This is a genomic window from Streptomyces sp. NPDC048566 (genome assembly GCF_043199735.1).
Lineage (GTDB): Bacteria > Actinomycetota > Actinomycetes > Streptomycetales > Streptomycetaceae > Streptomyces.
The window spans coordinates 752,373-776,191 of record NZ_JBICWL010000001.1 but is presented as its reverse complement, the minus strand read 5'-3'; the positions used below and the strand labels follow the sequence as shown (position 1 = coordinate 776,191).

The 23,819-nt window shown below is 73.9% G+C and carries 18 protein-coding genes; 5 read left to right on the top strand and 13 right to left on the bottom strand.

The window, feature by feature from the left end:
• Positions 1 to 227 precede the first annotated feature (227 nt).
• Positions 228 to 725, top strand: a complete 498-nt coding sequence (locus tag ACGFS9_RS03495) for a GNAT family N-acetyltransferase (RefSeq protein WP_393250331.1) — start codon at positions 228 to 230, stop codon at positions 723 to 725.
• 31 nt (positions 726 to 756) lie between these two features.
• On the opposite strand, the gene galK is transcribed toward ACGFS9_RS03495, so the two are convergent.
• The 3 genes from galK to galT are packed head-to-tail and all read right to left on the bottom strand — an operon-like array spanning position 757 to position 3,962.
• Entirely contained in the window at positions 757 to 1,899 is a 1,143-nt protein-coding gene (gene galK / locus ACGFS9_RS03490) for a galactokinase (protein WP_393250537.1), read from the bottom strand.
• Between the two features lie 12 nt (positions 1,900 to 1,911).
• Positions 1,912 to 2,877: a UDP-glucose 4-epimerase GalE gene (gene galE, locus ACGFS9_RS03485; RefSeq protein ID WP_393250329.1), complete on the bottom strand. Its 966-nt coding sequence runs from the start codon at positions 2,875 to 2,877 to the stop codon at positions 1,912 to 1,914.
• Complete coding sequence (gene galT / locus ACGFS9_RS03480) at positions 2,874 to 3,962, bottom strand: galactose-1-phosphate uridylyltransferase (RefSeq protein ID WP_393250327.1); 1,089 nt, start codon at positions 3,960 to 3,962, stop codon at positions 2,874 to 2,876. The genes galE and galT overlap by 4 nt, the downstream gene beginning before the upstream one ends.
• Before the next feature lie 178 nt (positions 3,963 to 4,140).
• Here galT and ACGFS9_RS03475 point away from each other — a divergent pair, with 178 nt between their 5' ends.
• The 3 genes from ACGFS9_RS03475 to ACGFS9_RS03465 all read left to right on the top strand — a co-directional run bounded on the left by ACGFS9_RS03475 (position 4,141) and on the right by ACGFS9_RS03465 (position 7,463).
• Positions 4,141 to 5,841 carry a sodium:solute symporter family protein gene (locus tag ACGFS9_RS03475; RefSeq protein WP_393250325.1) on the top strand — a complete coding sequence of 567 codons (1,701 nt, stop codon included), beginning with the start codon at positions 4,141 to 4,143 and terminating at the stop codon, positions 5,839 to 5,841.
• Between the two features lie 41 nt (positions 5,842 to 5,882).
• The gene (locus ACGFS9_RS03470; RefSeq protein WP_393250323.1) at positions 5,883 to 6,212 is read left to right on the top strand and encodes a hypothetical protein; all 330 of its coding nucleotides are present in this window, start codon (positions 5,883 to 5,885) and stop codon (positions 6,210 to 6,212) included.
• A 354-nt stretch (positions 6,213 to 6,566) separates the two neighbouring features.
• The gene (locus ACGFS9_RS03465; RefSeq protein ID WP_393250321.1) at positions 6,567 to 7,463 is read left to right on the top strand and encodes an NAD(P)-dependent oxidoreductase; all 897 of its coding nucleotides are present in this window, start codon (positions 6,567 to 6,569) and stop codon (positions 7,461 to 7,463) included.
• Positions 7,464 to 7,565: 102 nt separating this feature from the next.
• On the opposite strand, the gene ACGFS9_RS03460 is transcribed toward ACGFS9_RS03465, so the two are convergent.
• The 10 genes from ACGFS9_RS03460 to rsmI form a co-directional block, all read right to left on the bottom strand.
• On the bottom strand, positions 7,566 to 8,276 hold the full coding sequence (locus ACGFS9_RS03460) for a LuxR C-terminal-related transcriptional regulator (protein ID WP_393250319.1): 711 nt from the start codon (positions 8,274 to 8,276) through the stop codon (positions 7,566 to 7,568).
• A 247-nt stretch (positions 8,277 to 8,523) separates the two neighbouring features.
• The gene (locus ACGFS9_RS03455; RefSeq protein ID WP_393250317.1) at positions 8,524 to 10,557 is read right to left on the bottom strand and encodes a PQQ-binding-like beta-propeller repeat protein; all 2,034 of its coding nucleotides are present in this window, start codon (positions 10,555 to 10,557) and stop codon (positions 8,524 to 8,526) included.
• A 76-nt stretch (positions 10,558 to 10,633) separates the two neighbouring features.
• Positions 10,634 to 12,496, bottom strand: coding sequence for a PQQ-binding-like beta-propeller repeat protein (locus ACGFS9_RS03450; protein WP_393250315.1), 1,863 nt, complete (start codon positions 12,494 to 12,496; stop codon positions 10,634 to 10,636).
• A 357-nt stretch (positions 12,497 to 12,853) separates the two neighbouring features.
• Positions 12,854 to 14,659 (bottom strand): ABC-F family ATP-binding cassette domain-containing protein, encoded by a 1,806-nt coding sequence (locus ACGFS9_RS03445; protein ID WP_393250313.1) that lies wholly within the window; start codon positions 14,657 to 14,659, stop codon positions 12,854 to 12,856.
• Between the two features lie 194 nt (positions 14,660 to 14,853).
• Positions 14,854 to 15,756 (bottom strand): 4-(cytidine 5'-diphospho)-2-C-methyl-D-erythritol kinase, encoded by a 903-nt coding sequence (locus ACGFS9_RS03440; protein ID WP_393250311.1) that lies wholly within the window; start codon positions 15,754 to 15,756, stop codon positions 14,854 to 14,856.
• Positions 15,753 to 16,742, bottom strand: coding sequence for a 16S rRNA (adenine(1518)-N(6)/adenine(1519)-N(6))-dimethyltransferase RsmA (gene rsmA, locus ACGFS9_RS03435; protein WP_393250309.1), 990 nt, complete (start codon positions 16,740 to 16,742; stop codon positions 15,753 to 15,755). Before rsmA ends, ACGFS9_RS03440 begins: the two co-directional genes overlap by 4 nt.
• A gap of 139 nt (positions 16,743 to 16,881) precedes the next feature.
• Positions 16,882 to 18,306 carry a ubiquitin-like domain-containing protein gene (locus ACGFS9_RS03430; protein WP_393250535.1) on the bottom strand — a complete coding sequence of 475 codons (1,425 nt, stop codon included), beginning with the start codon at positions 18,304 to 18,306 and terminating at the stop codon, positions 16,882 to 16,884.
• Between the two features lie 945 nt (positions 18,307 to 19,251).
• Positions 19,252 to 20,163, bottom strand: a complete 912-nt coding sequence (locus ACGFS9_RS03425; protein ID WP_393250307.1) for a TatD family hydrolase — start codon at positions 20,161 to 20,163, stop codon at positions 19,252 to 19,254.
• A gap of 97 nt (positions 20,164 to 20,260) precedes the next feature.
• Positions 20,261 to 20,725: a hypothetical protein gene (locus tag ACGFS9_RS03420; RefSeq protein WP_393250305.1), complete on the bottom strand. Its 465-nt coding sequence runs from the start codon at positions 20,723 to 20,725 to the stop codon at positions 20,261 to 20,263.
• A 240-nt stretch (positions 20,726 to 20,965) separates the two neighbouring features.
• Positions 20,966 to 21,823 (bottom strand): 16S rRNA (cytidine(1402)-2'-O)-methyltransferase, encoded by an 858-nt coding sequence (gene rsmI / locus ACGFS9_RS03415; RefSeq protein WP_393250303.1) that lies wholly within the window; start codon positions 21,821 to 21,823, stop codon positions 20,966 to 20,968.
• Positions 21,824 to 21,918: 95 nt separating this feature from the next.
• Between rsmI and ACGFS9_RS03410 the strand changes: the two genes are divergently transcribed.
• Complete coding sequence (locus tag ACGFS9_RS03410; protein ID WP_393250301.1) at positions 21,919 to 23,658, top strand: dolichyl-phosphate-mannose--protein mannosyltransferase; 1,740 nt, start codon at positions 21,919 to 21,921, stop codon at positions 23,656 to 23,658.
• Positions 23,659 to 23,819: the final 161 nt, after the last annotated feature.

The window sequence follows — 23,819 nt, the reverse complement described above, 5'->3', positions numbered from 1 at the left end:
GGTACGGGTACGGCGCCCGAGTGCTCCCGAGCCGGCTTGCGACCCGGAAGCGGGGTGCCGCGACCGCACGGCCGCCGCCGTGCTGGAAGTGCTACCCCCACTTCGGGCGTCGTACCCGACTGTCTCGCCCCCTGATCAGCACCGGCCCCCACCGGTACTGCTCATCAGAGTACGGGCGGGGGCGGGGAGCGGAAGGCAATTTGCAGAACTGGTTGGCCAGCGCGTTTATGGTGAGCCGTATGTTTCGTATCGAGACGGGAGACGACAAGGAGCGTCGGGATCTGCTCCGCCGGCGACTGCTGGAGACCAACACCGCGGCGTCGCCCGTGCTCCGCGCCCTGCGCGGCACCCCGCAGGAGCGCCGGCACCCCCTCGACCTGTGGGCCCTGGACGAGGCGGGCGAGCTGGCGGGCGGCCTGGTGGGGCACACCTGGGCGACCTGGCTGCACGTCACCTATCTGTGGGTGGACGGTCACCGGCGCGGGAACGGCCTCGGCAGCCGGCTCCTGGCCGAGGCCGAGCGGGCCGCTGGCGAGCGCGGCTGCACCGCGTCCCGGCTGGAGACCTGGGACTTCCAGGCCCCGGACTTCTACCGCGGACAGGGCTACGAGGTCGTCGCCGCGATCCCCGACTACCCGCCGGGCATCACGGAGTACACCCTGACCAAGACGTTCCGGCGGCCGGGCGGCGGTCCGGGGACCGCGCCCGGGGCAGGCGCGGCGTAGCGGCGGGGCGCGGCGCGGGGGTGCAGCGGGTTCAGCCGATCCGGCGGGCCCCCGCCGAGGGAACGGCCGGGAAGATCCGCGGGCTCGCGAAGCCCGCGGACCGGAACGCCTCCGTGATCGCCTTGCCGACGTGGTCCGCGTCGCCGGACTCCAGCAGCACGATCGCCGACCCGCCGAAGCCGCCCCCGGTCATCCGTGCTCCGAGCGCCCCCGCCGTGTTCGCCGTCGCGACGGCCAGGTCCAGTTCGGGGCAGGAGATCCGCAGGTCGTCGCGGAGCGAGGCGTGACCCTCCGTCAGGACCGGCCCGATCGCCCGAACGTCGCCGGCGTCGAGCAGGGAGACGACCCGCCGCACCCGGTGGTCGTCGCCGACCACGTGGCGGACGTAGCGGCGCACCCGTTCGTCGCCGAGGCGCGCCAGCGCGGCGTCCAGCCCGTCGAAGGGGACGTCGCGCAGGTGGGAGACGCCCAGGAGGCGGGCGCCCTCCTCGCAGCCGTCCCGCCGCTTAGCGTACGCCCCGTCGCCGAGCGCGTGCTTCACCCGGGTGTCGACGACGAGGAGTTCCAGCCCCCGGGAGGCGAGGTCGAAGGGGACCTGGCGGATCGACAGGTCCCGGCAGTCCAGGTGCAGGGCGTGGCCCTCGGTGCAGCAGGCCGACGCCGTCTGGTCCATCACGCCGCACGGCACGCCGACGAAGTCGTTCTCGGCGCGCTGCGCGAGGCGGGCCAGCTCGGGACGGGACAGGCCGAGGCCGTACAGCTCGTCGAGGGCGAGGGCGGTGACGACCTCCAGGGCGGCGGAGGAGGACAGGCCGGCGCCGGTGGGGACCGTGGAGGCGAGGTGGACGTCGGCGCCGCCGACCGGGTGGCCGGCCTCGCGCAGCGCCCAGACCACGCCCGCCGGGTAGGCGGCCCAGCCGGTGTCCGAGCGCGGCACGAGTTCGTCGGCCCGCAGTTCCACGACGGGACCGTCGACGTCCGCCGAGTTCAGCCGCAGCACCCCGTCGAAGCGGCGGGACACCGCCGCGACCGCCGTGTGCGGCAGCGCGAGCGGCAGCACGAACCCCTCGTTGAAGTCCGTGTACTCGCCGATCAGGTTGACCCGGCCCGGCGCCGCCCAGACGCCCTCGGGCGGCGCCCCGTACAGCTCCTCGAACCCCTCGCGTACCCCCACCTGCTCCACCTGTTACCCCTTCGCTGTGTTCCGGGCGAACTGCCACGCGTCCGCGACGATGCCCGCGAGATCCGCGCGGGACGGGTTCCAGCCGAGCCGCTCGCGGGCGGTGTCGGCGGAGGCGACGAGGACGGCCGGGTCCCCGCCGCGGCGCGGTGCCACGACCTCGGGGATCGGGTGTCCGGTGACCCGGCGCACGGTCTCGACGACCTCGCGGACGGAGAAGCCGTTGCCGTTGCCGAGGTTGCAGACGAGGTGCTCGCCGGGGGCGGCGGCGCCGAGTGCCAGCAGGTGCGCCTCGGCGAGGTCGGCGACGTGGATGTAGTCGCGGATGCAGGTGCCGTCCGGGGTGGGGTAGTCGTCGCCGTAGATCGAGATGGCCTCGCGGCGGCCCAGGGCGACCTGGAGGACGAGCGGGATGAGGTGCGACTCGGGGTCGTGCCGCTCGCCGCTGTCGCCGTAGGCGCCCGCCACGTTGAAGTAGCGCAGGGAGACCGCGGCCAGTCCGTGGGCGGCTGCCTCGCCGGTGATCATGTGGTCGACGGCCAGCTTGGAGGCGCCGTAGGGGTTGGTGGGGCGGGTGGGCGCGGACTCCACGATCGGGGTGGTCTCGGGCTCGCCGTAGGTCGCGGCGGTGGAGGAGAACACCAGGCGGCGCACTTCCGCCTCCCGCATCGCGGCGAGCAGCGCCATGGTGCCGCCGACGTTGTTGTCCCAGTACTTCTCGGGCTGCACGACGGACTCGCCGACCTGGGAGAACGCGGCGAAGTGCAGGACGGCGTCGAAGGAGGAGTCCAGCCACTTGGCGGCGTCGCGGATGTCGCCCTCGACGAAGGCGGCGCCGGCGGGGACGCCCTCGCGAAAGCCCGTCGAGAGGTTGTCGAGGACGGTGACCTCGTGGCCCGCCTCCAGCAGGTGGCGGGCGACCACGCTGCCCACGTAGCCGGCTCCACCGGTGACCAGGTACTTCCCACTCATGAACTCGCTACCTCTCGCAGTCGCTGAGCCGCGGTCTCCGGCGGCACGTCGTTGATGAACACGTTCATGCCGGACTCGGAACCCGCGAGGAACTTCAGCTTGCCGGAAGTGCGGCGAATGGTGAAAAGCTCGAGGTGCAGCGCGAAGTCGTCGCGGTTGACGCCCTCGAACGCGTCGAGCGGGCCGAACGGGGCCTGGTGCCAGGCCGCGATGTACGGCGTCGGGGCACCGCCCGCCGCGCCCTCGGCACCCTCCGGTCCGCCGAAGATCCGGTCGAAGCGCCTCAAGAGTTCCAGATAGACCTGGGGAAACGCTGTGCGCGCGTCCTCGTCGAGCCCGAGCAGGTCGGGGACGCGGCGGCGGGGGTAGAGGTGGACCTCGTAGGGCCAGTGCGCGGCGTACGGCACGAAGGCGACCCAGTGCTCACTCGACAGGACGACGCGTGAGCCGTCCGCCAGCTCCCGTTCGACGACCTCGTCGAACAGGTTCCCGCCGCCTGTGGCCCGCTTGTGGGAGGCGAGGGAGCTCAGCATCAGGGCGGTCCGCGGGGTGACGAAGGGGTAGCCGTAGATCTGCCCGTGGGGGTGGCCGAGGGTCACGCCGATCTCGGCGCCGCGGTTCTCGAAGCAGAACACCTGGTCCACGGCAGGCAGATGCGACAGCTCGGCCGTGCGGTCGGTCCACGCCTCCAGCACGAGCCCCGCCTGCGCCTCCGTCAGGTCGGCGAAGGAGGCGTCGTGGTCGGAGGTGAAGCAGACCACCTCGCAGCGCCCGGCGTCGCCGGCCAGCGAGGGGAAGCGGTTCTCGAAGACGACGACGTCGTAGGAGGAGTCCGGGATCTCGCTGAGCCGGTCGCCGGAGGACGGGCACAGCGGGCACTCGTCGGCCGGCGGGTGGTAGGTGCGGCCCTGGCGGTGCGAGGCGATCGCCACCGCGTCGCCGAGCAGCGGGTCGCGGCGCACCTCGGAGGTGGTGACGGTCGGGTCGAGCGGGCGCCGGTCCACCGCGTCGCGGACCCGGTCGTCGCGTGCGTCGTAGTAGATGAGTTCACGACCGTCGGCGAGCCGCGTCGAGGTCTTCTTCACTGTCGGACTCCCCATCCACACCCGAGCACGCTTCAAACAGAACCGAACACAACAAACCACAAGGCACCAGCAGCGTCAACATCACGATCAAACAAAGGACACCATCAAAAGTGTTCATTTCTTAGCGGTAGCGGCGTAGGTTCCGGTCGGATACGTTCACGCGACGAAGCGAGTTCTGATGCAATCCCCCACATATCTCCCACCGGCGGGCAGCGTGCTGGCCGCCGAGCTGCGGCTCCCCACGAACGCACTCGACTACACGATTCTCGGCATCTACTTCGCGGTCGTCCTCGGCATCGGCTTCGCGGCCCGCCGCTCGGTCAGGACGAGCCTCGACTTCTTCCTCTCCGGACGCTCGCTCCCGGCCTGGATCACCGGCCTCGCCTTCATCTCGGCCAACCTCGGCGCCACCGAGATCCTCGGCATGGCGGCCAACAGCGCCCAGTACGGCGTCTACACCGTGCACTGGTACTGGATCGGCGCCATCCCGGCGATGGTCTTCCTGGGCCTGGTGATGATGCCCTTCTACTACGGCTCCAAGGTCCGCTCGGTGCCGGAGTTCCTCTACCTGCGCTTCGACAAGTACGCGCACCTGCTGAGTTCGGCGCTGTTCGCCTTCGCCGCGATCCTCATCGCGGGGGTGAACCTCTACTCGCTCGCGATCGTGGTCGAGGCGCTGCTCGGCTGGCCGCAGTGGGTCGCGATCGTCGTCGCCGGCTTCTTCGTGCTCGCGTACATCACCCTGGGCGGCCTGTCCTCGGCGATCTACAACGAGGTCCTCCAGTTCTTCGTGATCCTCGCCGCGCTCATCCCCATCGCCGCGCTCGGCCTGAAGCGGGTGGGCGGCTGGGACGGCCTGACGGACTCCCTCGACGCCTCGCACGGCGACAACTTCACGACCGCCTGGGGCGGGACCGGCATCGGCAGCGCCAACCCGCTCGGCGCCAACTGGCTGACCATCGTGCTGGGTCTGGGCTTCGTGCTGTCCTTCGGCTACTGGACGACGAACTTCGCCGAGGTGCAGCGCGCGCTGTCCGCCAAGAACCTCTCCGCGGCCAAGCGCACCCCGCTCATCGCCGCCTACCCGAAGATCTTCATCGTCTTCCTGGTGATGATCCCGGGCCTGGTCGCCGCGGTGCTGGTCCCCAAGATCGGCATGCCGGGGTCGGACCTGCAGTACAACGACGCCATCCCCTACCTGATGCAGGAACTGCTGCCCAACGGTGTCCTCGGCATCGCGGTGACCGGCCTGCTGGCCGCGTTCATGGCGGGCATGGCGGCCAACGTCTCCTCCTTCAACACCGTGTTCACGACCGACATCTGGGCGCGCTACGTGGTGAAGGACCGCGACGACGCCTACTACGTCCGGTTCGGCCGCTGGATCACGGTGATCGGCGTCCTGGCCTCGATCGGCACGGCGTTCCTGGCCTCGTCGTTCTCCAACATCATGAGCTACCTCCAGACCCTGTTCTCCTTCTTCAACGTGCCGATGTTCGTGGTGTTCATCGTCGGCATGTTCTGGAGGCGCGCGTCGGTGAAGTCGGGCTTCTGGGGCCTGCTGGCCGGCACGACGGCCGCGATGGTGAACTACTTCGTCCTCTACAAGCAGGGCGTGATCGGCTTCCCCTCCGACCAGGGCGCCAACTTCGTCTCCGCGATCGCCGGTTTCGTCGCGGGCGCGGTGGTCATGGTCGCCGTGTCCCTGTTCACCGCGCCGAAGCCCGCCGAGGAGCTGGAGGGCCTGGTCTACGGCACCCGCTCGCCGGGCATGGCCGAGCCGCCGGCCACCGGCGACGACGCCTGGTACCGCAGGCCGGCGCTGCTGGGCTGGGGCGCCGTGGTCCTGGCCGCCGCCTGCTACATCCCGTTCTCGCTCTGACGAGCTGCGACGGTCCTTGACGAGGGAGAATCGAGAAGACCATGTCCGACCATTCGGAACGCGACGTCCAGGGACAGGTCACGGAGCTTCAGGGGAAGTCCGCGACCGCCGCCCGGCTGTTCGACATCCGCCGCATCATCGGCGGCCTGTTCGTGCTCTACGGCATCATCGTCACGATCGCCGGCATCACGGCCTCCGACGCCGACATCGACAAGGCGGCCGGCGTCAACATCAACCTGTGGACCGGCCTCGGCATGCTGGCCCTCGGCCTGTTCTTCCTGGCCTGGCTCCGGCTCCGCCCGCTGGACGCCCCGGTGCCCGACACCGAACCCGGCGCAGAAGCCGACGGGACGCCCCCGCCGGAGCGGTGACCCGCGGCCCCCGTGCCCGGGCCGGAAACCCTGCGCGGGGACGCACCGGGCCCGGGGCGGGTGCCTGCGGGGCCGGTCCGCCCGGCGGCGCGAACGCGATCGGCGCCGGGCCCGCCCGCGGGCGCGGACGCCGCGTCGACGCCACGCGTCCGCTCCCGCGGGCGGCGCCGGACGGGCCCCGCCGATCTGGCCGGCCCGCACCGCCCGCGGTCCCCTCCGGCACCGGCCGCGAGGCCCGCACCGGCGCGGAACCGGCCGGCGCACGGCGGCCAGCGGCCCGGCGCGGCCCGCCGGCCCGGGAGCGGCCGGGCGGGCCGGCGCGCATGAATCGGGCCCAGCGGGAAGGCTGATCCCATGAACGAGACACTCACCGTCGGCGTCCTCGGCACCGGGATCATGGGGGCCGCGATGGCCCGGAACATCGCCCGCGCCGGACACGCCGTCCGGGTCTGGAACCGCTCGTCCGGCAAGGCCGAGCCGCTGGCCGCCGACGGAGCGCACGTCGCGGCGACGCCCGAGGAGGCCGTCCGCGGCGCCGACGTCGTCCTGACCATGCTGTACGACGGGCCGGCCACCCTCGACACGATGCGGCAGGCGGCGCCCGGACTGCGGGAGGGAACGGTCTGGGCGCAGTCCACCACCGCCGGGATCGACGCCGTGGCGGACCTGGCCGGCCTCGCCCGCGCGCACGGCCTCGCCTTCTTCGACGCTCCCGTCCTCGGCACCCGCGCCCCCGCCGAGGCCGGGCAGCTGACCGTGCTCGCCGCCGGTCCGCCGGCGGCCCGGGACACCGTGCGGCCGGTCTTCGACGCGGTCGGCTCGCGCACCGTGTGGACCGGCGAGGACGGAGCGGCGGGCAGCGCCACCCGGCTCAAGCTCGTCGCCAACAGCTGGGTGCTGGCGGCGACCGCCGCGACCGGCGAGTCCCTCGCGCTGGCCCGCGGACTCGGCGTGGACCCGCAGGACTTCCTCGGGCTGATCGCCGGCGGGCCCCTCGACATGGGCTATCTGCACGCCAAGGCCGGGCTGGTCCTGGAGAATCGGCTCTCCCCCGCGGCGTTCGCCGTCACCACCGCCGAGAAGGACGCCCGGCTGATCGTCGCGGCCGGGCGGGCGCACGGCGTCCGGCTCGACGTGGCCGAGGCCGCCGCCGAACGGCTCGCCCGCGCCGCGGCCCACGGCCACGGGGACGAGGACATGGCCGCCGCCTACTTCGCCAGCTTCGCCGAGGGCAGGCCCCCGGCGGAGTAGACCGGCGGCCGTACCGCCGGGGCGGCACCGGTCGCGGTCGCCCCGGCGGCCGGCGGACTCCCGGCCCCTGCACCCCGGACCGTACGCGTCGGGCCCGGCGGCTCAGGGGCCGTCGTTCTCCGAGGGGTGCGGTGCCGCCGGGGCGGGGATCGGGCCCGCCCGGTCGAGCAGTCCCGTGCGGGCCGCGAGCGCCGCCGCCTCCAGCCGGGAGCCGACCCCCAGCTTCATCAGGACCCGCTGGACGTGGGTGCGGGCCGTCGAGGGCGCGATGCCCATGCCGGCCGCGATGAGCCGGGTGTCCTCGCCGTCGGCGACCCGCACCAGCACCTCCACCTCGCGGGGCGTGAGCATCTGGAGCAGGCGCTGGCCCTCGTCGTCGGGCTGCGCCGCGGGGTTGAGCAGTTCACCGAAGGCGCCCTGGAGCAGTTGCGGCGCGACCGCCGCCTCACCGGCGCGCGCCTTCATGATGGCCCGCTCGACGCCCTCGATGCGCTCGTCGTGCCGGACGTAGCCGGAGGCGCCCGCGGCGAAGGCGGCGGCGATGCCGCGGGGGTTGGGGACCGGGCCGAGCACCAGGACCGCCACCTGGGGACGCTCCCGCTTGATCCGCACCACCGGGTCGAACATCCCCGGTTCGGCCGGCGTCGCGGTGCCGAGCAGGCACACCTCGGGCGACCGGCTGATCACCAGCTCCGCCGCCCCGGCGGCGGGCGCCGCGGCGGCGAGCACCCGGTGCCCGCGCAGCTTCAGCGCCGAGGCCAGCGCCTCCGCCAGCAGACGGTGGTCGTCGACCACCATGAGCCGCACTCCCATCAGGCAACCCCCAGTCCCCCCGGTCAGCCCACTGGTTCCCCGTGGATGAGAAGCCCCCCCGGCCCTCCATCCCCCGGAAGCTACACGCTTGTTCGACGTCGCGCTTCCCCTACCGGAGAGAAGTGACCCGGAAACATCGATTCCCTCCGCCGGGATCATGATGCGCGATACACGGCCGGCTCCGCCCCTGAACAGGGACGGAGCCGGAAAGGTGTCGGAGACCGAACGTATCGGTCCGCTGTGCGGACTACTTCGTTCCGAAAGCGATCGCCAGATACTCCTTGTCGCCCGTCGTGGACGGCTTGTCCGCGAAGACCTGCGACATGTACAGGTGCCCGTCGCGGAAGAGGAGCTCGGCGTACTCCGGGAGCATGCTGGTCTCCGCGTCGCGCGTCGCCTCGTCGGAGGGGTTCACCAGGAGCTTGGTCTCCTTGAACGAGGACCCGTCGATCGTGACGATCTGTCCGCCCTTGTCGTAGGGCGGCCTCTTGTACGCGAGGAGGTTGCCGCCGTCCATGCGCAGCGGGCTGATCGTGTAGCCGTCACCGGCGTCGGCGCGCTGGCCGGTCTGCTTGCCGGTGCCCAGGTCGAAGGCGACGATCTCGTTGGTCCGGCTGTAGTCGCCGGAGCCGTCGTGCTCCTCGGTGGGGATGTACAGCTTGTCGTTGCCGACGGCGAGCCCGCTGCAGTACTCGATGCGGGTGATGCCGTCGCACTTGGCGGCGTAGGTCTTGCCCGGCGCCGAGATCTTGGTGCGCAGCGTGCCGGTCTTGTTGTCGATCGAGAAGAAGTCGGAGATGCCGCTGCCGTCGCCGGCCGAGTCGCCGACGTCGGCGGCGACGACCAGCGGGTCGGTGGAGACGACGCTGGCGTACTCGATGCCGGGAGACATCTTGTACTCGGAGACCACCTTCCCCGACGTCGGGTCGATGGTCTGGATGTGCAGCTGGCGTGCGCTGCCGTACTCGCCGCACTTGCGGACGGCGACCAGCTTGGGCCCGCCGCCGTAACCGGAGTCGTAGCAGCTGTCGGTGGACTTCGGGGCCCACAGCGTCTTGCCGGTGGAGATGTCGAAGGCGCCGCCACCGCTGGTGCTGCCCGCGGCGACCGTGTTGCCGCTGACCGTCACGTTGTCGAGGTTGATCGAGCGGTCACCGGACTTGATCGTGTGCGTCCACAGCTTCTTGCCGGCCTTCAGGTCGATGGCGGCGAGTTGGCTGCATCCGTGCGACGGGTCCTCCTTGGTCGGCATGGCGGGCTCGTAGATGACCGCCGTCCGGCCGGAGTCGGTGGTGTGCCGGCTGGCCTGGCACACCGGGCCGGGCAGCTTGATCGTCCAGGTCTTGTCGCCGGAGTCCGGGTCGTAGCCGTTGATCTCGGCGACGCCGCTCTTGGCGTACACCGTGTCGGTGAGCCAGGAGCCGACCGTGCTCACGCTGCTGTCGTCCTTGGGGACGGCCGGCGCGGGGATCTTGAACAGGCTGGAGGCGCTGGTGCTGGACGGCACCTTCTCCTCGCCGTTGGAGGAGGCGCCGCCGGTGCCCTTGCCGTCGTCCCCGCCCTTGCCGCCGGTGGCACCGCTGCCGCCGGCGGAGGCCGGCTTGCCGTCCCCCGAGGAGTGCGCGTAGAGGACTCCGGCGCCGACGATCAGCGCGATGGCCACGACGGCCGCCACGATGATGAGCACCTGGCTGTTGAGCTTGCCGCCGCCGGGCCCCTTCTGCGGGCCCTGCGGCTGCATCGGCATCGTCGGCGGCTGCGGATGGCCGTACGGGCCGGGCTGCCCGTAGGGGCTCTGCGGCTGGGCCGGGTAGCCGTAGCCCGGCTGGGCCGGGGCCTGCGGATAGCCGTAGGGCTGCTGGGCCGGGGCCTGCGGATAGCCGTAGGGCTGCTGGGGCGGGGCCGCCTGCGGGGGCTCAGGCGTCTGCGGGTAGCCGTAGCCGGGGCCCTGCGCGGGCGGCGGGGGCGAGGCGGGCGCGCCGAAGCCGCCGGGGGGCGGGCTCTGCGGGGCGCCGAAGCCCGGGGCCGGGTCCTGCGGGGCGCCGAAGCCGCCGGGCGGGGGGCTCTGCGGGGCCCCGAAGCCGCCCGGGGGCGGGTCCTGGGGTGCCCCGAAGCCGCCCTTGCCGGGCTCCTCGGGTCCGGGCCGGTCCGCCGGGGACGGGTCCGCGGGGCGGGCGTCCTGCCCGGGCTTCTCCGGCGCGGGCCGTTCCGCGGCGGACCCGCTCTCCTCGGGCTGGTCCGCGGGGGGCTGGTTCGGCGGGGGCGGGGGCGGCTGACTCATGACGTGACCTCGGGGGACGATGGGGCGGCGGGACGGAGCGCGCGGGGAGCGCGGGGGAACGGGCGGTGGGCCGCGGTCACTTGCCGTAGGCCAGCATCAGCTTCTCCTTCGCCTCGTCGTTGCCCGTCAGCCGGGTGGTGGAGATGTAGAAGCGCCCGTCGACGTAGTCGAGTGCCTTCGAGAAGAAGCTGCCCTCGACCTTCGCCGCGCCCTGGGGGTTGCGCAGCAGCGTGGTCGGCTTGTGGCCGCCGCCCGTCGTCGGGATGGAGACGACGCGGCCACCGGCGTCGTACGACGGCTCGACGTAGGCGATGAGGTTCGTGCCGTCCATCTTCATCGGCATCATCGGGTTGTCCGCGGGGGACTTGACGCGCCACTTCTCCTTGCCGGTCGCCAGGTCGAACGCGACGACCTCGTTGGCGTCGGTCTTCTCGTCGGTCGGGAGGTAGAGCGTGTCGGCGTCGGCGACGGCGCCGAAGCAGCCGTCCAGGTCACCGCTGAAGATGACGAAGCCGCACCGGGGCGCGAAGCCGTCGTCGCTCTTCAGCTGCGAGCGCTCGCGGCCGTTGCCGTCCAGCGCGGTGATGTTGTACTTCTTCGTCTCGTCGTTCTTGAGGTAGAGGACGACCGGGTCCACGGAGTAGGCGCGCTGGACCTTCCACCCCTTGGGGATCTTCGTGGTCCACTTCGCCTTGCCGGTGGCGGGGTCGAGTTCCTGCACCTCGTCGTGCTCGGTGTCGGTGCCCGCTCCGCACGACGCGAGCGACAGCAGCGTGCTGCCGCCCCCGAATCCGGAGGGGAAGCAGCTCGCCCCGTACTTCTCCTTGTCCCACAGCTTCTTGCCGCTGGAGACGTCGTACCCGGTGCCGGACATCGAGCGGCCGACGGCGAGGGTGTGACCGGTGATGGACAGGTCGACCGAGATGGCGCTGTCGAAGAGACCGCCGTCGGCGACCTTCCCGCTCCAGCCCTTCTCCCCGGTGTCCAGGTCGATCTGCTGGAGCCGGTTGCACTTGGCCCCGCTGGCGGAGCCGCTCATGTACGCGATGACGATCTTGTCGTCGGACGTCTTCTGCGGGGTGGCGGCACAGATCTTCTGCGGGAACGTCAGCGGGTCCCAGGCGGGCTTGCCGCTGCCGGTCTCGAAGGCGAAGACCTGCTTGTACGCGGCCTTGACCGCCGCCTTGCCGGTGATCCACAGGCCGGGGGCCTCCGCGCCCGAACCGGGGGCGTCGGGCGCCGACTTGTACCAGAGCACCTTCGCCTCGCCCGGATTGCGGCCGGCGTTGAGGTCCTCGTCCTCCTCACGGCCGTCCCCGCTGCCGTCACCGGGGTTGACCGGGTCGTCCGACACGGTCGGCTTCGGGCTCGGGCTGTCCTGGGCGACGGGCTTCTTCGGGTCGTCGCCACCGCTGCCGACGGCCCACACGGTGCCGACGACGACGAGCAGTCCGGCGACGGCGGCCGCGATGACGAGGCCGGGCCGCCCCTTGAAGGGGTTCTTCGAACCGCCGGGCGGCGGGGTGCCGGGGCCGGGCTGCTGCGGGTGACCGTAGGGACCGGGCTGGCCGTACGGGCCGGGCTGGCCGTAGGGGCCGGGCTGACCGTACGGTCCCGGCTGCTGCGGCTGACCGTAGGGACCGGGCTGCGCGTACGGGCCCGGCTGCGCGTAGGGGCCGGGCTGCTGCGGGTACCCGTAGCCGGGCTGCGGGGCGGGCGGCGCGCCCTGCGGCGGCGGGGGCGTGCCGGGGGGTGCGCCCGGCGGCGGGTTCTGCGGGGCGGCCGGCGGGTTCTGCGGGGCGCCGAAGCCGCCCTGCGAACGCGGGTCCTGCGGCGCGCCGGCGGCGCCCGGCTGGTCCTTCGGCGGCTGGTCCTTCGGCGGCTGGTCCTGCGGTGCTCCGAACCCGCCCTGCGGCGGCTGACTCGGCGGCTGACTCATCAGCGCTTCCCCCTCTGTCACTGATGTGGCGCCCATCGGCGGCGTTGGATCCCCGCCACACCCGGTGGTTCTCAGATTGTTTCCAGACGGCTCTTTCTATCACTGAGGGGGGCGCGGGCCGGGGGCCGGTGCGCGCCCTGTTCCCAAGGGAGGACCGGGCTGTGATGCCGTCGTTACGCGCCTTCACGGGGCCTTCACCCCGGGCGCGCGGAGTGCGCCCGGGCCGGTGACGGGCCCCTCCCCCGGCCCGGCGGCGGGGGCGCCGGCCCGAACGGGGCCGCGCTCGCGACACCGGCGCACGCCGCCCCGGCGGGCCGTGCGCGCCCGGTGATCACGCCGGGCGGGCGCCCCCGTCGCTCACGCGTCCTCGGCCAGTTCCAGCCAGCGCATCTCCAGCTCCTCGCGCTCCCCGGCCAACTCCCGCAGCTCGCCGTCGAGTCGGGCGACCTTCCCGAAGTCGGTCGCGTTCTCCGCGATCTGCGCGTGCAGCCCGGTCTCCTTCTCGGAGATCTTGTCCAGCTGCCGCTCGATCTTCTGGAGCTCCTTCTTCGCGGCCCGGGCGTCGGCGGAGGAGGCGGACTTCGCGGGGGCCGGGGCGGCGGCGAGGACGGCCGCCGCGGCGACCTCCTCCATCTTCCTGCGCCGCTCCAGGTACTCGTCGATCCCGCGCGGCAGCATGCGCAGCGTGCCGTCGCCGAGGAGCGCGAAGACGTTGTCGGTGGTGCGCTCGACGAAGAAGCGGTCGTGGGAGATCACGATCATGGAGCCGGGCCAGCCGTCGAGGAGGTCCTCCAGCTGGGTGAGGGTCTCGATGTCGAGGTCGTTGGTCGGCTCGTCGAGGAACAGCACGTTCGGCTCGTCCATCAGCAGGCGCAGCAGTTGCAGCCGCCGGCGCTCACCACCGCTGAGGTCGCCGACCGGCGTCCACTGCTTCTCCTTGTTGAAGCCGAACGTCTCGCAGAGCTGGCCCGCCGTCATCTCCCGGCCCTTGCCGAGGTCGACGCGGTCGCGGACCGACTGGACGGCCTGGAGGACCCGCCAGGAGGGATCGAGTTCGGCGACCTCCTGGGAGAGGTAGGCGAGCTTGACCGTCTTGCCGGTGGTGATGCGGCCCGCGGCGGGCTGGCGCTCGCCGTCGCTGCGGGCGGCCTCGGCCAGGGCCCGCAGCAGGGAGGTCTTGCCGGCGCCGTTCACCCCCACCAGGCCGACCCGGTCCCCCGGGCCGAGCTGCCAGGTCAGGTGCTTGAGCAGCACCTTGGGCCCGGCCTGCACGGTCACGTCATCCAGTTCGAAGACGGTCTTGCCCAGCCGGGTGCCGGCGAAGCGCATCAGCTCGCTCTTGTCGCGCGGCGGCGGCACGTCGGCGATGAGTTCGTTGGCGGCCTCGACGCGGAAGCGCGGCTTGGAGGTGCGGGCGGGCGCGCCGCGGCGCAGCCAGGCCAGTTCCTTGCGGACCAGGTTCTGCCGCTTGACCTCCTCGGTCGCGGCGATCCGCTCGCGCTCGGCGCGGGCGAACACGTAGTCCGAGTAGCCGCCCTCGTACTCGTAGACCGCGCCCTTCTGCACGTCCCACATGCGGGTGCAGACCTGGTCGAGGAACCAGCGGTCGTGGGTCACGCAGACGAGGGCGGAGCGGCGCTCGCGCAGGTGCCGGGCGAGCCAGGCGATGCCCTCGACGTCCAGGTGGTTGGTCGGCTCGTCGAGGACGATCAGGTCCTGCTCCTCGATGAGCAGTTTGGCCAGCGCGATGCGGCGCCGCTCACCGCCGGAGAGGGGGCCGATCACGGTGTCGAGACCCTGCGGGAAGCCCGGCAGGTCCAGGCCCCCGAAGAGGCCCGTCAGCACGTCCCTGATCTTGGCGTTGCCGGCCCACTCGTGGTCGGCCATGTCGCGGATGACCTCGTGCCGGACGGTGGCCGTGGGGTCGAGCGAGTCGTGCTGGGTGAGCACGCCGGTGTGCAGGCCGCCGGAGTGCGTGACGCGCCCGGTGTCGGGCTCCTCCAGCTTGGCCAGCATGCGGATCAGGGTGGTCTTGCCGTCGCCGTTCCGGCCGACCACGCCGATGCGGTCCCCCTCGCTGACGCCGAGGGAGACCCCGTCGAGCAGTGCACGGGTGCCGTACACCTTGCTGACGGACTCGACATTGACCAGGTTGACGGCCATTTCTCTCCTGACAAGGGGGACGATCGACCCTCAAGGGTAGTCCGCGCGCCGGGCGCCGCCGCCCACGCGTGCCCCGGCCCCCCGGCGCCGCGCCCGGCCGGCACCGGGGCACCGCTCCGGGCGCGCCCGGCACCCGCCGGGCGCGGGGCGTGCGGGTCGGTCCGCGCGGCCGGCCGGGGACGGTCGCCGGCGGGTCAGCGCAGGACGTGCGCTCCAGGGGCCGGAGAGCGGGTGACGCGGACCTGGCGGCAGGTGCCGGACGCGTCGAGCGCCTCGGCGACGGCCCGCGCGGACACCGCGTCCGCGGCGAGGAACGCGGTGGTCGGTCCCGAACCGGAGACCAGCGCGGCGAGGGCGCCGGCCGAACGGCCCGCGACCAGGGTGTCGGCGAGCGCCGGGAAGAGGGAGAGGGCGGCCGGCTGGAGGTCGTTGGAGACCGTCCGCGCGAGCGCGCCGGCGTCCCCCTCGGCCAGCGCCGCCATCAGGTCCTGCGAGGCGGCCGGAGCGGGGACCGGCGTCCCCGCGTGCATCCGGTCGAACTCCCGGAAGACCGCCGGGGTCGACAGTCCGCGCTCGGCCATCGCGAACACCCAGTGGAAGGTGCCGCCGACCTCCAGCACGCGCAGCCGCTCGCCGCGGCCGGTGCCGAGCGCGGCCCCGCCCACCAGGCTGAACGGCACGTCGCTGCCCAACAAGGCGCAGATGTCCAGGAGTTCCTCGCGCGAGGCGCCGGTGCCCCACAGCGCGTCGCAGGCCAGCAGCGCGCCGGCGCCGTCCGCGCTGCCGCCGGCCATGCCGCCGGCGACGGGGATGTCCTTGGCGATGTGGAGGTGGACGGCGGGATCGAGGCCGTGGCGGCGCGCGAGTTCGAGGGCGGCGCGGGCCGCGAGGTTCGTGTGGTCCAGCGGCACCTGGCCGGCGTCCGGGCCCGCGCAGGTGACGCGCAGCTCGTCGGCCGGGGTGACCGTGACCTCGTCGTACAGGCCGACCGCCAGGAACACGTTAGCGAGGTCGTGGAAGCCGTCGGGGCGGACGCCGCCGACCGCGAGCTGGACGTTGACCTTGGCAGGGACGCGTACCGTCACCGACTCCGTCACGGCTGACCCGACTCCTCGTTCTCGGTGTGCGCGGACCGGTCGGCCCGCTCGGCGTCGTCGGCCCCTCCGGCCGCGGCCGGACCCTCGGCGTACCGGCGGGCGCCCGGGGGCCGCGCGCCGGCGCCGTCACCGCGGTTCTCCGCGATCCGGGCGAACTGCTCGACCGTCAGGGACTCCCCGCGGGCCTGCGGCGAGACGCCGGCGGCGACGAGCGCGGCCTCGGCGGCCGGGGCGGAGCCGGCCCACCCGGCGAGGGCGGCCCGCAGCGTCTTGCGGCGCTGCGCGAAGGCGGCGTCCACGGCCGCGAACACGGCGTTCTTGGGCGCGGCCGTGGAGATCGGCTCGGTGCGCCGGGTGAGCGAGACCAGTCCGCTGTCGACGTTGGGCGCCGGCCAGAAGACGTTCCGCCCGATCGATCCGGCCCGCTTCACCTCGGCGTACCAGTTCGCCTTCACGGACGGGACGCCGTACACCTTCGAGCCGGGCGCCGCGGCGAGCCGGTCGGCGACCTCCGCCTGGACCATCACGAGGGTGCGCTCGATGGTCGGGAAGGTGTCGAGCATGTGCAGCAGGACGGGCACCGCGACGTTGTAGGGCAGGTTCGCGACCAGCGCGGTCGGGGGCGGGCCCGGCAGCTCCCGGACGTGCAGGGCGTCGGAGTGCACCAGCGTGAACCGGTCGGCCCGCTCGGGCATCCGGGCCGCCACGGTGGCCGGCAGGGCGCCCGCGAGGACGTCGTCGATCTCGACGGCGACGACCCGGTCGGCGGTCTCCAGCAGGCCGAGGGTCAGCGAGCCGAGGCCGGGACCCACCTCCACGACCACGTCGTCGGACCGCACCTGCGCGGTCCGCACGATGCGGCGCACCGTGTTCGCGTCGATCACAAAGTTCTGGCCGCGCTGCTTGGTGGGCCGTACGCCGAGCGCCGCCGCGAGATCGCGGACGTCGGCGGGGCCCAGGAGGGCGTCGGGGGTGGGGCTCGTCACGCCCCAAGGGTACGGGTGCCGGCCGGCCCGTCGGGATCACGCCCCTCGGCGGGCGCGGGGCGCGCCGCGCGCCCGGCCCGGGCGCGGGGGCCCGCGGCACGGGGCGGCGGGGGCCGGCGCCGCCCGCCCGCCGGCGGCCTCAGCCGTGCAGGCGGGCTCCGCAGTGCGGCCAGGGGCCGGCCCCTCGGCGCACGTACAGCTTCTTCGCGCGCAGGGTCTGCTCCTCGGCGGACGCGTCCTGCGGCCGGCCGCTGCCGCCGAGGGCCTGCCAGGTGCGGGTGTCGAACTGGTAGAGGCCGCCGTAGGTGCCGGAGGGGTCGACCGCTCCGGGACGGCCGCCCGACTCGCACGCGGCGAGCCCGGCCCAGTTCAGGTGGTCGGCGCCGCCGACGGACGCCGGGCGCGGCTTCGTCCCGACGCGGACCAGCCGGTCCTGCGGCTCCCGCACCACCTCGGCGCGGATGCGCCGCGGCCTCTCGCGGACCCCGTTGACCGTGCGCAGCGCGTACGTCACGCGCCGGGCGCCGGGGCGGCCGGGGCGTTCGACGACCTCGGTGCCCCGGAACAGCGTGGCGTCGTCGCGGCGCCGGACCTCGAAGGGGATCGGCTCCTCGCGGACCTCCCGGGTCCCGGTGATGCGCAGGACGGTGACCGTCTGCCCGTCCCTCGGGAAGCTCCCGGCCGGGACGGACGTGGTGTCCTGCCCGTGCAGCGTGACGCCCGCCGCCTCGACGGCCTCGCCGACGCTGGCCGCGTTGGTGCGGATGGTCCGGGCCCGGCCGTCGGCCATGATCGTGACGGTGCGTTCGGTCCGCACGTCGATCTCCAGCCCCGCTCGCCCGATGGTCCGCGAGCGCGACGCCGACAGGTAGGCGCCCTCGGCGCGCACCCCGAGCTGCCGGAGCGCCTCCTCGACGGTGTCCCCGGTCGTCCACACCTGGCGCCGGGTGCCGTCGAGGGTGAGGCCCAGCGGGCGTCCGTAGCGCACCGCCACCTCGTCCCCGTCGGCCAGCGGGGTGCCGGGCGCGGGGGCGACCACGTCGTGCGGGCCCACCTCCACCCCCTGGTCGTCGAGCAGCTCCGTCACGTCGTCCGCGAAGGTGTGCAGCGTGCGCGGGTGTCCGTCGACGCTGAGCTCGATCGCCTTGTCGTCGGCCACGAACGCGGACGTGCCGCCGGCCAGGAAGGCGACGACCAGGGCCTGCGGGAGCAGCCGGCGCAGCGCGTCGGGCCGGTCGGTGACGCGTCTGCGGCGGGCCGCGCGGCGGGCGTCGGCCCGTCCGCCCCCCGGACGGGCGGCCTCGCCGGGCGGGCCGGCCGCCGGGCCGGGCAGGGTGACGGCCACGGTCTCGGCGCCGGCGATCGCCTCCGCGAGGACGACCGTGTCCGCCCACGCGGGCGCGCTCCCGTCGGCGACGGTGGCCGGCCACGCGCGCCCCGCGCCCTCCGCGGGGGCCGCGGTGCCCGTCCGGCCGGGTGCCTCGGCGGCCGGGCGCGGCAGGCGCGGCCCGCCGGTCGCACCGGGCCCGGGGAAGGCGGCCGGCCCGCCGGGTGCGTGCGCGATGTCCGGCGCCGGGTGTCCGGGGGTGCGGGCCTCGTAGGCGGGGCGGTAGGTGTCGGCGTACCCGTGGCCGAAGGGGTCCCGGCCGTCCGGGGCCCCGGCGTTCCGGGCCCGGACCCGGGCGAAGGCGGCGCCGAGACCGGGGCCGGAGCCCGCGGCGGTCCCGCCACGGAAGTCCCCGTCGGCGCCCGGGCCCGCGAACCCGGAGCGGAAGTCCCCGGCGGACCCGGTTCCAGGACGGACGTTCCCGGCGGATGCGGAGCGGACGTCTCGGGCGGACCCGGGACGGAAGTCCCCGGCAGCCCCGGTCCCGGGACGGAAGCCCCCGGCGGACCCGGTTCCAGGACGGACGCCCCCGGCGGATGCGGAGCGGACGTCTCGGGCGGACCCGGACCCGGAGTCTGCGGGGGACACGGGACGGAAGTCCCCAGCGGACCCGGGACGGAAGTCTCCGGCGGACCCGGTTCCAGGACGGAAGTCTCCGGCGGTTCCGGGGCGGACGTCCGGGGCGGGCCACGCGGGGTCCGCGCCGAAGCCGGGGTGGTCTCCGCGCGCCGCGTGCGCCGCGGGGGCGCCGTGCACTCCGCGTGGCGCGTGCACCCCGGGCGGCGTCCCGCGCGGCCCGTACCCCTCGTACGCCCCGTACGCCCCGTACGCCCCGTACGCCTCGTCGGCGGCGCCGCTCCGCGCGGGGGACGCGGCCGGGGACACGGCGGTGGCGCCGTCGGCGTCGGCGACCGTGGCGTCGGCGCCACCGGTCGGTCCGTACGTCTCGTATTGCTCGTAGCGCGAGCTGCTCACGACGACACGCTCCAGGGTCCGGATCGGGCGACCAGAACCTAGCGGAGCGGCCGCCACTCTCCCAAGCAACGCGGCTACGCTGTGTCGCGACACTCCCCCCGCCGAGCCCCTCCGCCGACCAGGGAAAACGCCGGGGACCGTTATCGCTCAGTAATCGAATGCGCGCGCGGTGTTGGCGGAGAGCGAGGTCGCGAGGGTGTCCTCGTCGATGCCGCGGACCGCGGCCATGGCGCGCACCGTGACCGGAACGAGATAGGGCGCGTTGGGCCGTCCGCGGTACGGCGCGGGGGTCAGGAAGGGCGCGTCGGTCTCGACCAGGACGAGGTCGAGCGGGGCCACGGCGAGCGCGTCGCGCAGCGGCTGGGCGTTCTTGAAGGTCATGTTGCCCGCGAAGGACATGAAGTAGCCGGCGCGGGCGCACACCTCGGCCATCGCGGCGTCGCCGGAGTAGCAGTGGAAGACGGTCCGCTCCGGGGCGCCCTCCTCCTTCAGGACGCGCAGCACATCGGCGTGGGCGTCGCGGTCGTGGATGACCAGGGCCTTGCCGTGCCGCTTGGCGATCTCGATGTGGGCGCGGAAGGAGCGCTCCTGGGCCGCCTTGCCCTCCGGGCCGGTGCGGAAGTAGTCGAGTCCCGTCTCGCCGACGCCCTTGACCTGCGGGAGGGCGGCGAGGCGGTCGATCTCGGCGAGCGCCTCGTCCAGCGCGGCGTCGCCGCCGGGCTGCCGGGCGGCGCCCCGGGCCCGGGGCCCGGCGGCGTCCGCCGGGTCGCCGTGCACGATGCGGGGCGCCTCGTTGGGGTGCAGGGCCACGGTGGCGTGGACGGCGTCGTGCGCCGCGGCCGTCTCGGCCGCCCAGCGGGAGCCGTCCAGGTCGCAGCCGACCTGGACGACCGTGGTGACACCGACCGACGCGGCCTTGGCGAGCGCCTCCCCGACCGTGCCGGACTGCATGTCGAGATGGGTGTGCGCGTCGGCGACGGGCACCCGCAGGGGCTCGGGGAGCGGGGGCGCGGCGTTCTTGTCGGAGGCGGCGGAGGCGCCGGAGACGGAGGAAGGCATGCCCCGATCCTACGAAGGGGGCATGCCGTCGCTCACCTCACCGCCCGCTCCGGCCGGTGCCGCGGGACGCGGCCGTCACCGCTGCCGGACGCGCCGGTCAGCTCGCCCTGCGGTGCTGGAAGGGATGCAGGAGGTCCGACAGGTGCCAGTGGTGCGGTTCCTTCGGCGTCTCGGCGGAGTCGTCGGGAGCCGCCCCCTCGGCTCCCTCCCCGGACTGCCGCGGCACCGGGGCCGCCTTGGCGACGGGGTGCAGCGAATCGAGGACGGAGGACACCTGGCCGGCGCGCATGATGCGCACCAGGTGACCGTCGCAGTTGCGGCAGCTCGGGCTGCTCAGCGGCGACGGCACCACCCGGCCGTCCGCCACGTACGTCACGAACTCCGTGCCGTCCGCGTCGTGGTGGTGCTCGATCGCGAAGGACTGCTCCCATCCGTGCCCGCAGCGCATGCAGGCGAAGGCGTACGACTCGTGGACGACCGCCGTCGCCGCACCGCGATCCTCGGTCCGTCCGGTGACCCGACCGTCGGCGCCGCCGCCGGTCCGTGCTGTGGTCTCACTCATTCCGACTGCTCCTCTTGTCCGCCGGACAAGCACCTCCGGCACACCCGTCGACGGGATTCCCCCTGGAGTCCGCCGGTGCGTCGAAGGCGAGGGACGGGTGCGTCCCTTCATCCAGTGGACGCCTCTCCCGGCGCGAACGCATCCGCCCTGTCGACTGTTGGAGCCGTTTTGGTCCTTCCCTTGCCGGGAGGTCCCGTCACGCGGCCCGCGCTTTGCCTTTGGCCGCGGCCCTTTGCCCTTCTATGGGGCGGTTCGGGCGGCGTTCTTTGCCGCGACGACGGCATCGAAGACGTCCCGTTTGGGAATCCCGGCCTCCGCGGCGACGGCGGCGATCGCCTCCTTGCGCCGTTCCCCCGCCTCCTCGCGCACCCGCACCCGGCGCACCAGCTCGGCGGCGTCCAGCTCCTCGGGCCCCTGGTCGGGGGCGCCCTCGACGACCACGGTGATCTCGCCGCGGACGCCCTCGGCGGCCCAGACGGCGAGGTCGCCGAGCGGGCCGCGCTTGACCTCCTCGTACGTCTTGGTCAGTTCGCGGCAGACGGCGGCCCGGCGTTCGGCGCCGAGCACCTCGGCCATCGCGGCGAGGGTGTCGTCGAGCCGGTGCGGCGCCTCGAAGTAGACGAGCGTCCGGCGCTCCCCGGCGACCTCGCGGAGCCGGGAGAGGCGCTCGCCGGCCTTCCTCGGCAGGAAGCCCTCGAAGCAGAACCGGTCGACGGGCAGCCCCGACAGGGCGAGCGCGGTGAGCACCGCGGAGGGCCCGGGGACGGCCGTGACCTTGATGTCCTGCTCCACGGCCGCCGCGACCAGCCGGTAGCCCGGGTCCGACACCGACGGCATCCCGGCGTCGGTCACCAGCAGCACCCGGGCCCCGCCGGCGAGCGCCTCGACGAGTTCCGGCGTGCGGGCGGCCTCGTTGCCCTCGAAGTAGGAGACGACCCGGCCCGTCGTCTGGACGCCGAGCGCCTGGGTGAGCCGGCGCAGCCGGCGCGTGTCCTCGGCGGCGACGACGTCGGCCCCGGCCAGTTCCGCGGCGAGCCGGGGCGGCGCGTCCGCGATGTCACCGATGGGGGTGCCTGCCAACACAAGGATTCCTGTCACGGGCCCATCCTCGCAGGGGTGCCGCCGGGCAGGCTCATCCGGCCGGAAGGGCCCGGGCACGGGACTCCCACAGACGGGTTCCCTACGATGGCGCGGTGACCAGTACCGCGTCCTCCACGGACACCCGGCAGGGCCAGGCCGCCGACGATCAGCGGCCGTCGTGGCAGCGGCGGCTGCGCCGATTCGGCTACACGGCGCCGCCCCGAAGCGATGTGCGCGACCGGCTCGTGCCTCCGTACCCCGAGCCGGGGTCGCGGATGTGGGGGGCCCTCGGACTGCGCCGGGAGGTCGCCGACCGCTTCCACCGCTGGTCGGGATGGGCCGGTCCGCTGCTGGTGACCCTGTTCGCCGGGCTGCTGCGGTTCTGGAACCTGGGCAACCCCAAGGCGGTGATATTCGACGAGACGTACTACGCGAAGGACGCCTGGGCGCTCATCCACCGCGGATACGAGGTCAACTGGGCGAAGGACGCCAACGACCTGATCCTCCAGGGGAACGGCAACGTCCGCATCCCCGGCGACGCCGCCTACGTCGTGCACCCGCCGGTCGGCAAGTACGTCATCGGGCTCGGCGAGTGGATGTTCGGCTTCAACCCCTTCGGCTGGCGGTTCATGACGGCGGTGCTCGGCACGCTGTCGGTGCTGCTGCTGTGCCGGATCGGGCGGCGGCTGTTCCGGTCGACGTTCCTCGGCTGCCTCGCGGGCACGCTCATGGCGGTGGACGGCCTGCACTTCGTGATGAGCCGCACCTCGCTGCTCGACGGCGTGCTGATGTTCTTCGTCCTCGCGGCCTTCGGCTGCCTGGTCGTCGACCGGGACCGGGCGCGGGCCCGGCTGGCCGCCGCCCTGCCGGTCGACGAGGACGGCGCGGTCCGCCCCGACGCGGACGCCGCCGAGAACACCCGCCTGGGCCTGCGGCCCTGGCGCTGGGGGGCCGGGCTCCTGCTGGGCCTGGCCATCGGCACGAAGTGGAACGGCCTGTACATCCTCGCCGCGTTCTGCGTGATGGCGGTCCTGTGGGACGTGGCGTCCCGCCGGGTGGCCGGCGCCCGGCACCCCTGGACCGCGGCGCTCAAGCACGACACCGGCCTCACCTTCCTCGCGACGGTCCCGGTCGCGGTGGCGGTGTACCTGGTCTCCTGGACCGGCTGGATCCTGTCCCCGGCCGACGGCAGCGGCGGCTACTTCCGCAACTGGGCGGCGACGGACGGCAGGGGCGGCAACTGGACCGTCCTCCCCGACTGGCTGCGCAGCCTGTGGCACTACGAGCACGAGGTGTACAAGTTCCACGTCGGCCTCTCCTCGCCGCACACCTACCAGTCCAACCCGTGGAGCTGGCTCGTCCTCGGCCGCCCGGTCTCCTACTTCTACGAGTCCCCGCTGCCCGGCAAGGACGGCTGCCCCGCGGACGCCGGCGACAAGTGCGCCCGGGAGGTCCTGGCCCTCGGCACGCCCCTGCTGTGGTGGGCGGCCTGCCTCGCGGTGCTCTACGTGCTGTGGCGCTGGGCGTTCCGCCGCGACTGGCGCGCGGGCGCGATCGCCTGCGGCATCGCGGCCGGCTACCTCCCCTGGTTCCTGTACCAGCAGCGCACGATCTTCTTCTTCTACGCCATCGTCTTCGTGCCGTTCCTGTGCCTGGCGGTGACGATGATGATCGGCGCGATCCTCGGCCCGCCGGGCTCCTCGGAACGCCGCCGCGTCGTCGGAGCCGCCGCGGCGGGCGTCCTGGTCCTCCTCATCGCCTGGAACTTCATCTACTTCTGGCCCCTGTACACCGGCACCGCGATCCCCATCGACCAGTGGAGATCGCGGATGTGGCTGGACACCTGGGTCTAGCCGCACGGACGGGACGCGACGGCGCATGGGGCCCGGCACACCGCCGGGCCCCATGCGCCGTCGACGGCCACCGGCGGTCGCCGTCGGGCCCCCGCGGTCGTCGCCGGCCCTCCTCGCGCCGCCCGTCGCGCAGCCTCCCCCCGGCACGGTGGGCCGCTCCC

Bases quoted from the DNA above. Each gene is read 5' to 3' on its own strand.
- ACGFS9_RS03495 (WP_393250331.1), top strand. From the start codon at position 228: ATGGTGAGCCGTATGTTTCGTATCGAGACGGGAGACGACAAGGAGCGT.
- ACGFS9_RS03420 (WP_393250305.1), bottom strand. From the start codon at position 20,725: ATGAGTGAGACCACAGCACGGACCGGCGGCGGCGCCGACGGTCGGGTC.
- ACGFS9_RS03460 (WP_393250319.1), bottom strand. From the start codon at position 8,276: ATGGGAGTGCGGCTCATGGTGGTCGACGACCACCGTCTGCTGGCGGAG.
- ACGFS9_RS03450 (WP_393250315.1), bottom strand. From the start codon at position 12,496: ATGAGTCAGCCGCCGAGTCAGCCGCCGCAGGGCGGGTTCGGAGCACCG.
- ACGFS9_RS03425 (WP_393250307.1), bottom strand. From the start codon at position 20,163: ATGCCTTCCTCCGTCTCCGGCGCCTCCGCCGCCTCCGACAAGAACGCC.
- ACGFS9_RS03475 (WP_393250325.1), top strand. From the start codon at position 4,141: ATGCAATCCCCCACATATCTCCCACCGGCGGGCAGCGTGCTGGCCGCC.
- ACGFS9_RS03445 (WP_393250313.1), bottom strand. From the start codon at position 14,659: ATGGCCGTCAACCTGGTCAATGTCGAGTCCGTCAGCAAGGTGTACGGC.
- galE (WP_393250329.1), bottom strand. From the start codon at position 2,877: ATGAGTGGGAAGTACCTGGTCACCGGTGGAGCCGGCTACGTGGGCAGC.
- ACGFS9_RS03470 (WP_393250323.1), top strand. From the start codon at position 5,883: ATGTCCGACCATTCGGAACGCGACGTCCAGGGACAGGTCACGGAGCTT.
- ACGFS9_RS03465 (WP_393250321.1), top strand. From the start codon at position 6,567: ATGAACGAGACACTCACCGTCGGCGTCCTCGGCACCGGGATCATGGGG.
- ACGFS9_RS03455 (WP_393250317.1), bottom strand. From the start codon at position 10,557: ATGAGTCAGCCGCCCCCGCCCCCGCCGAACCAGCCCCCCGCGGACCAG.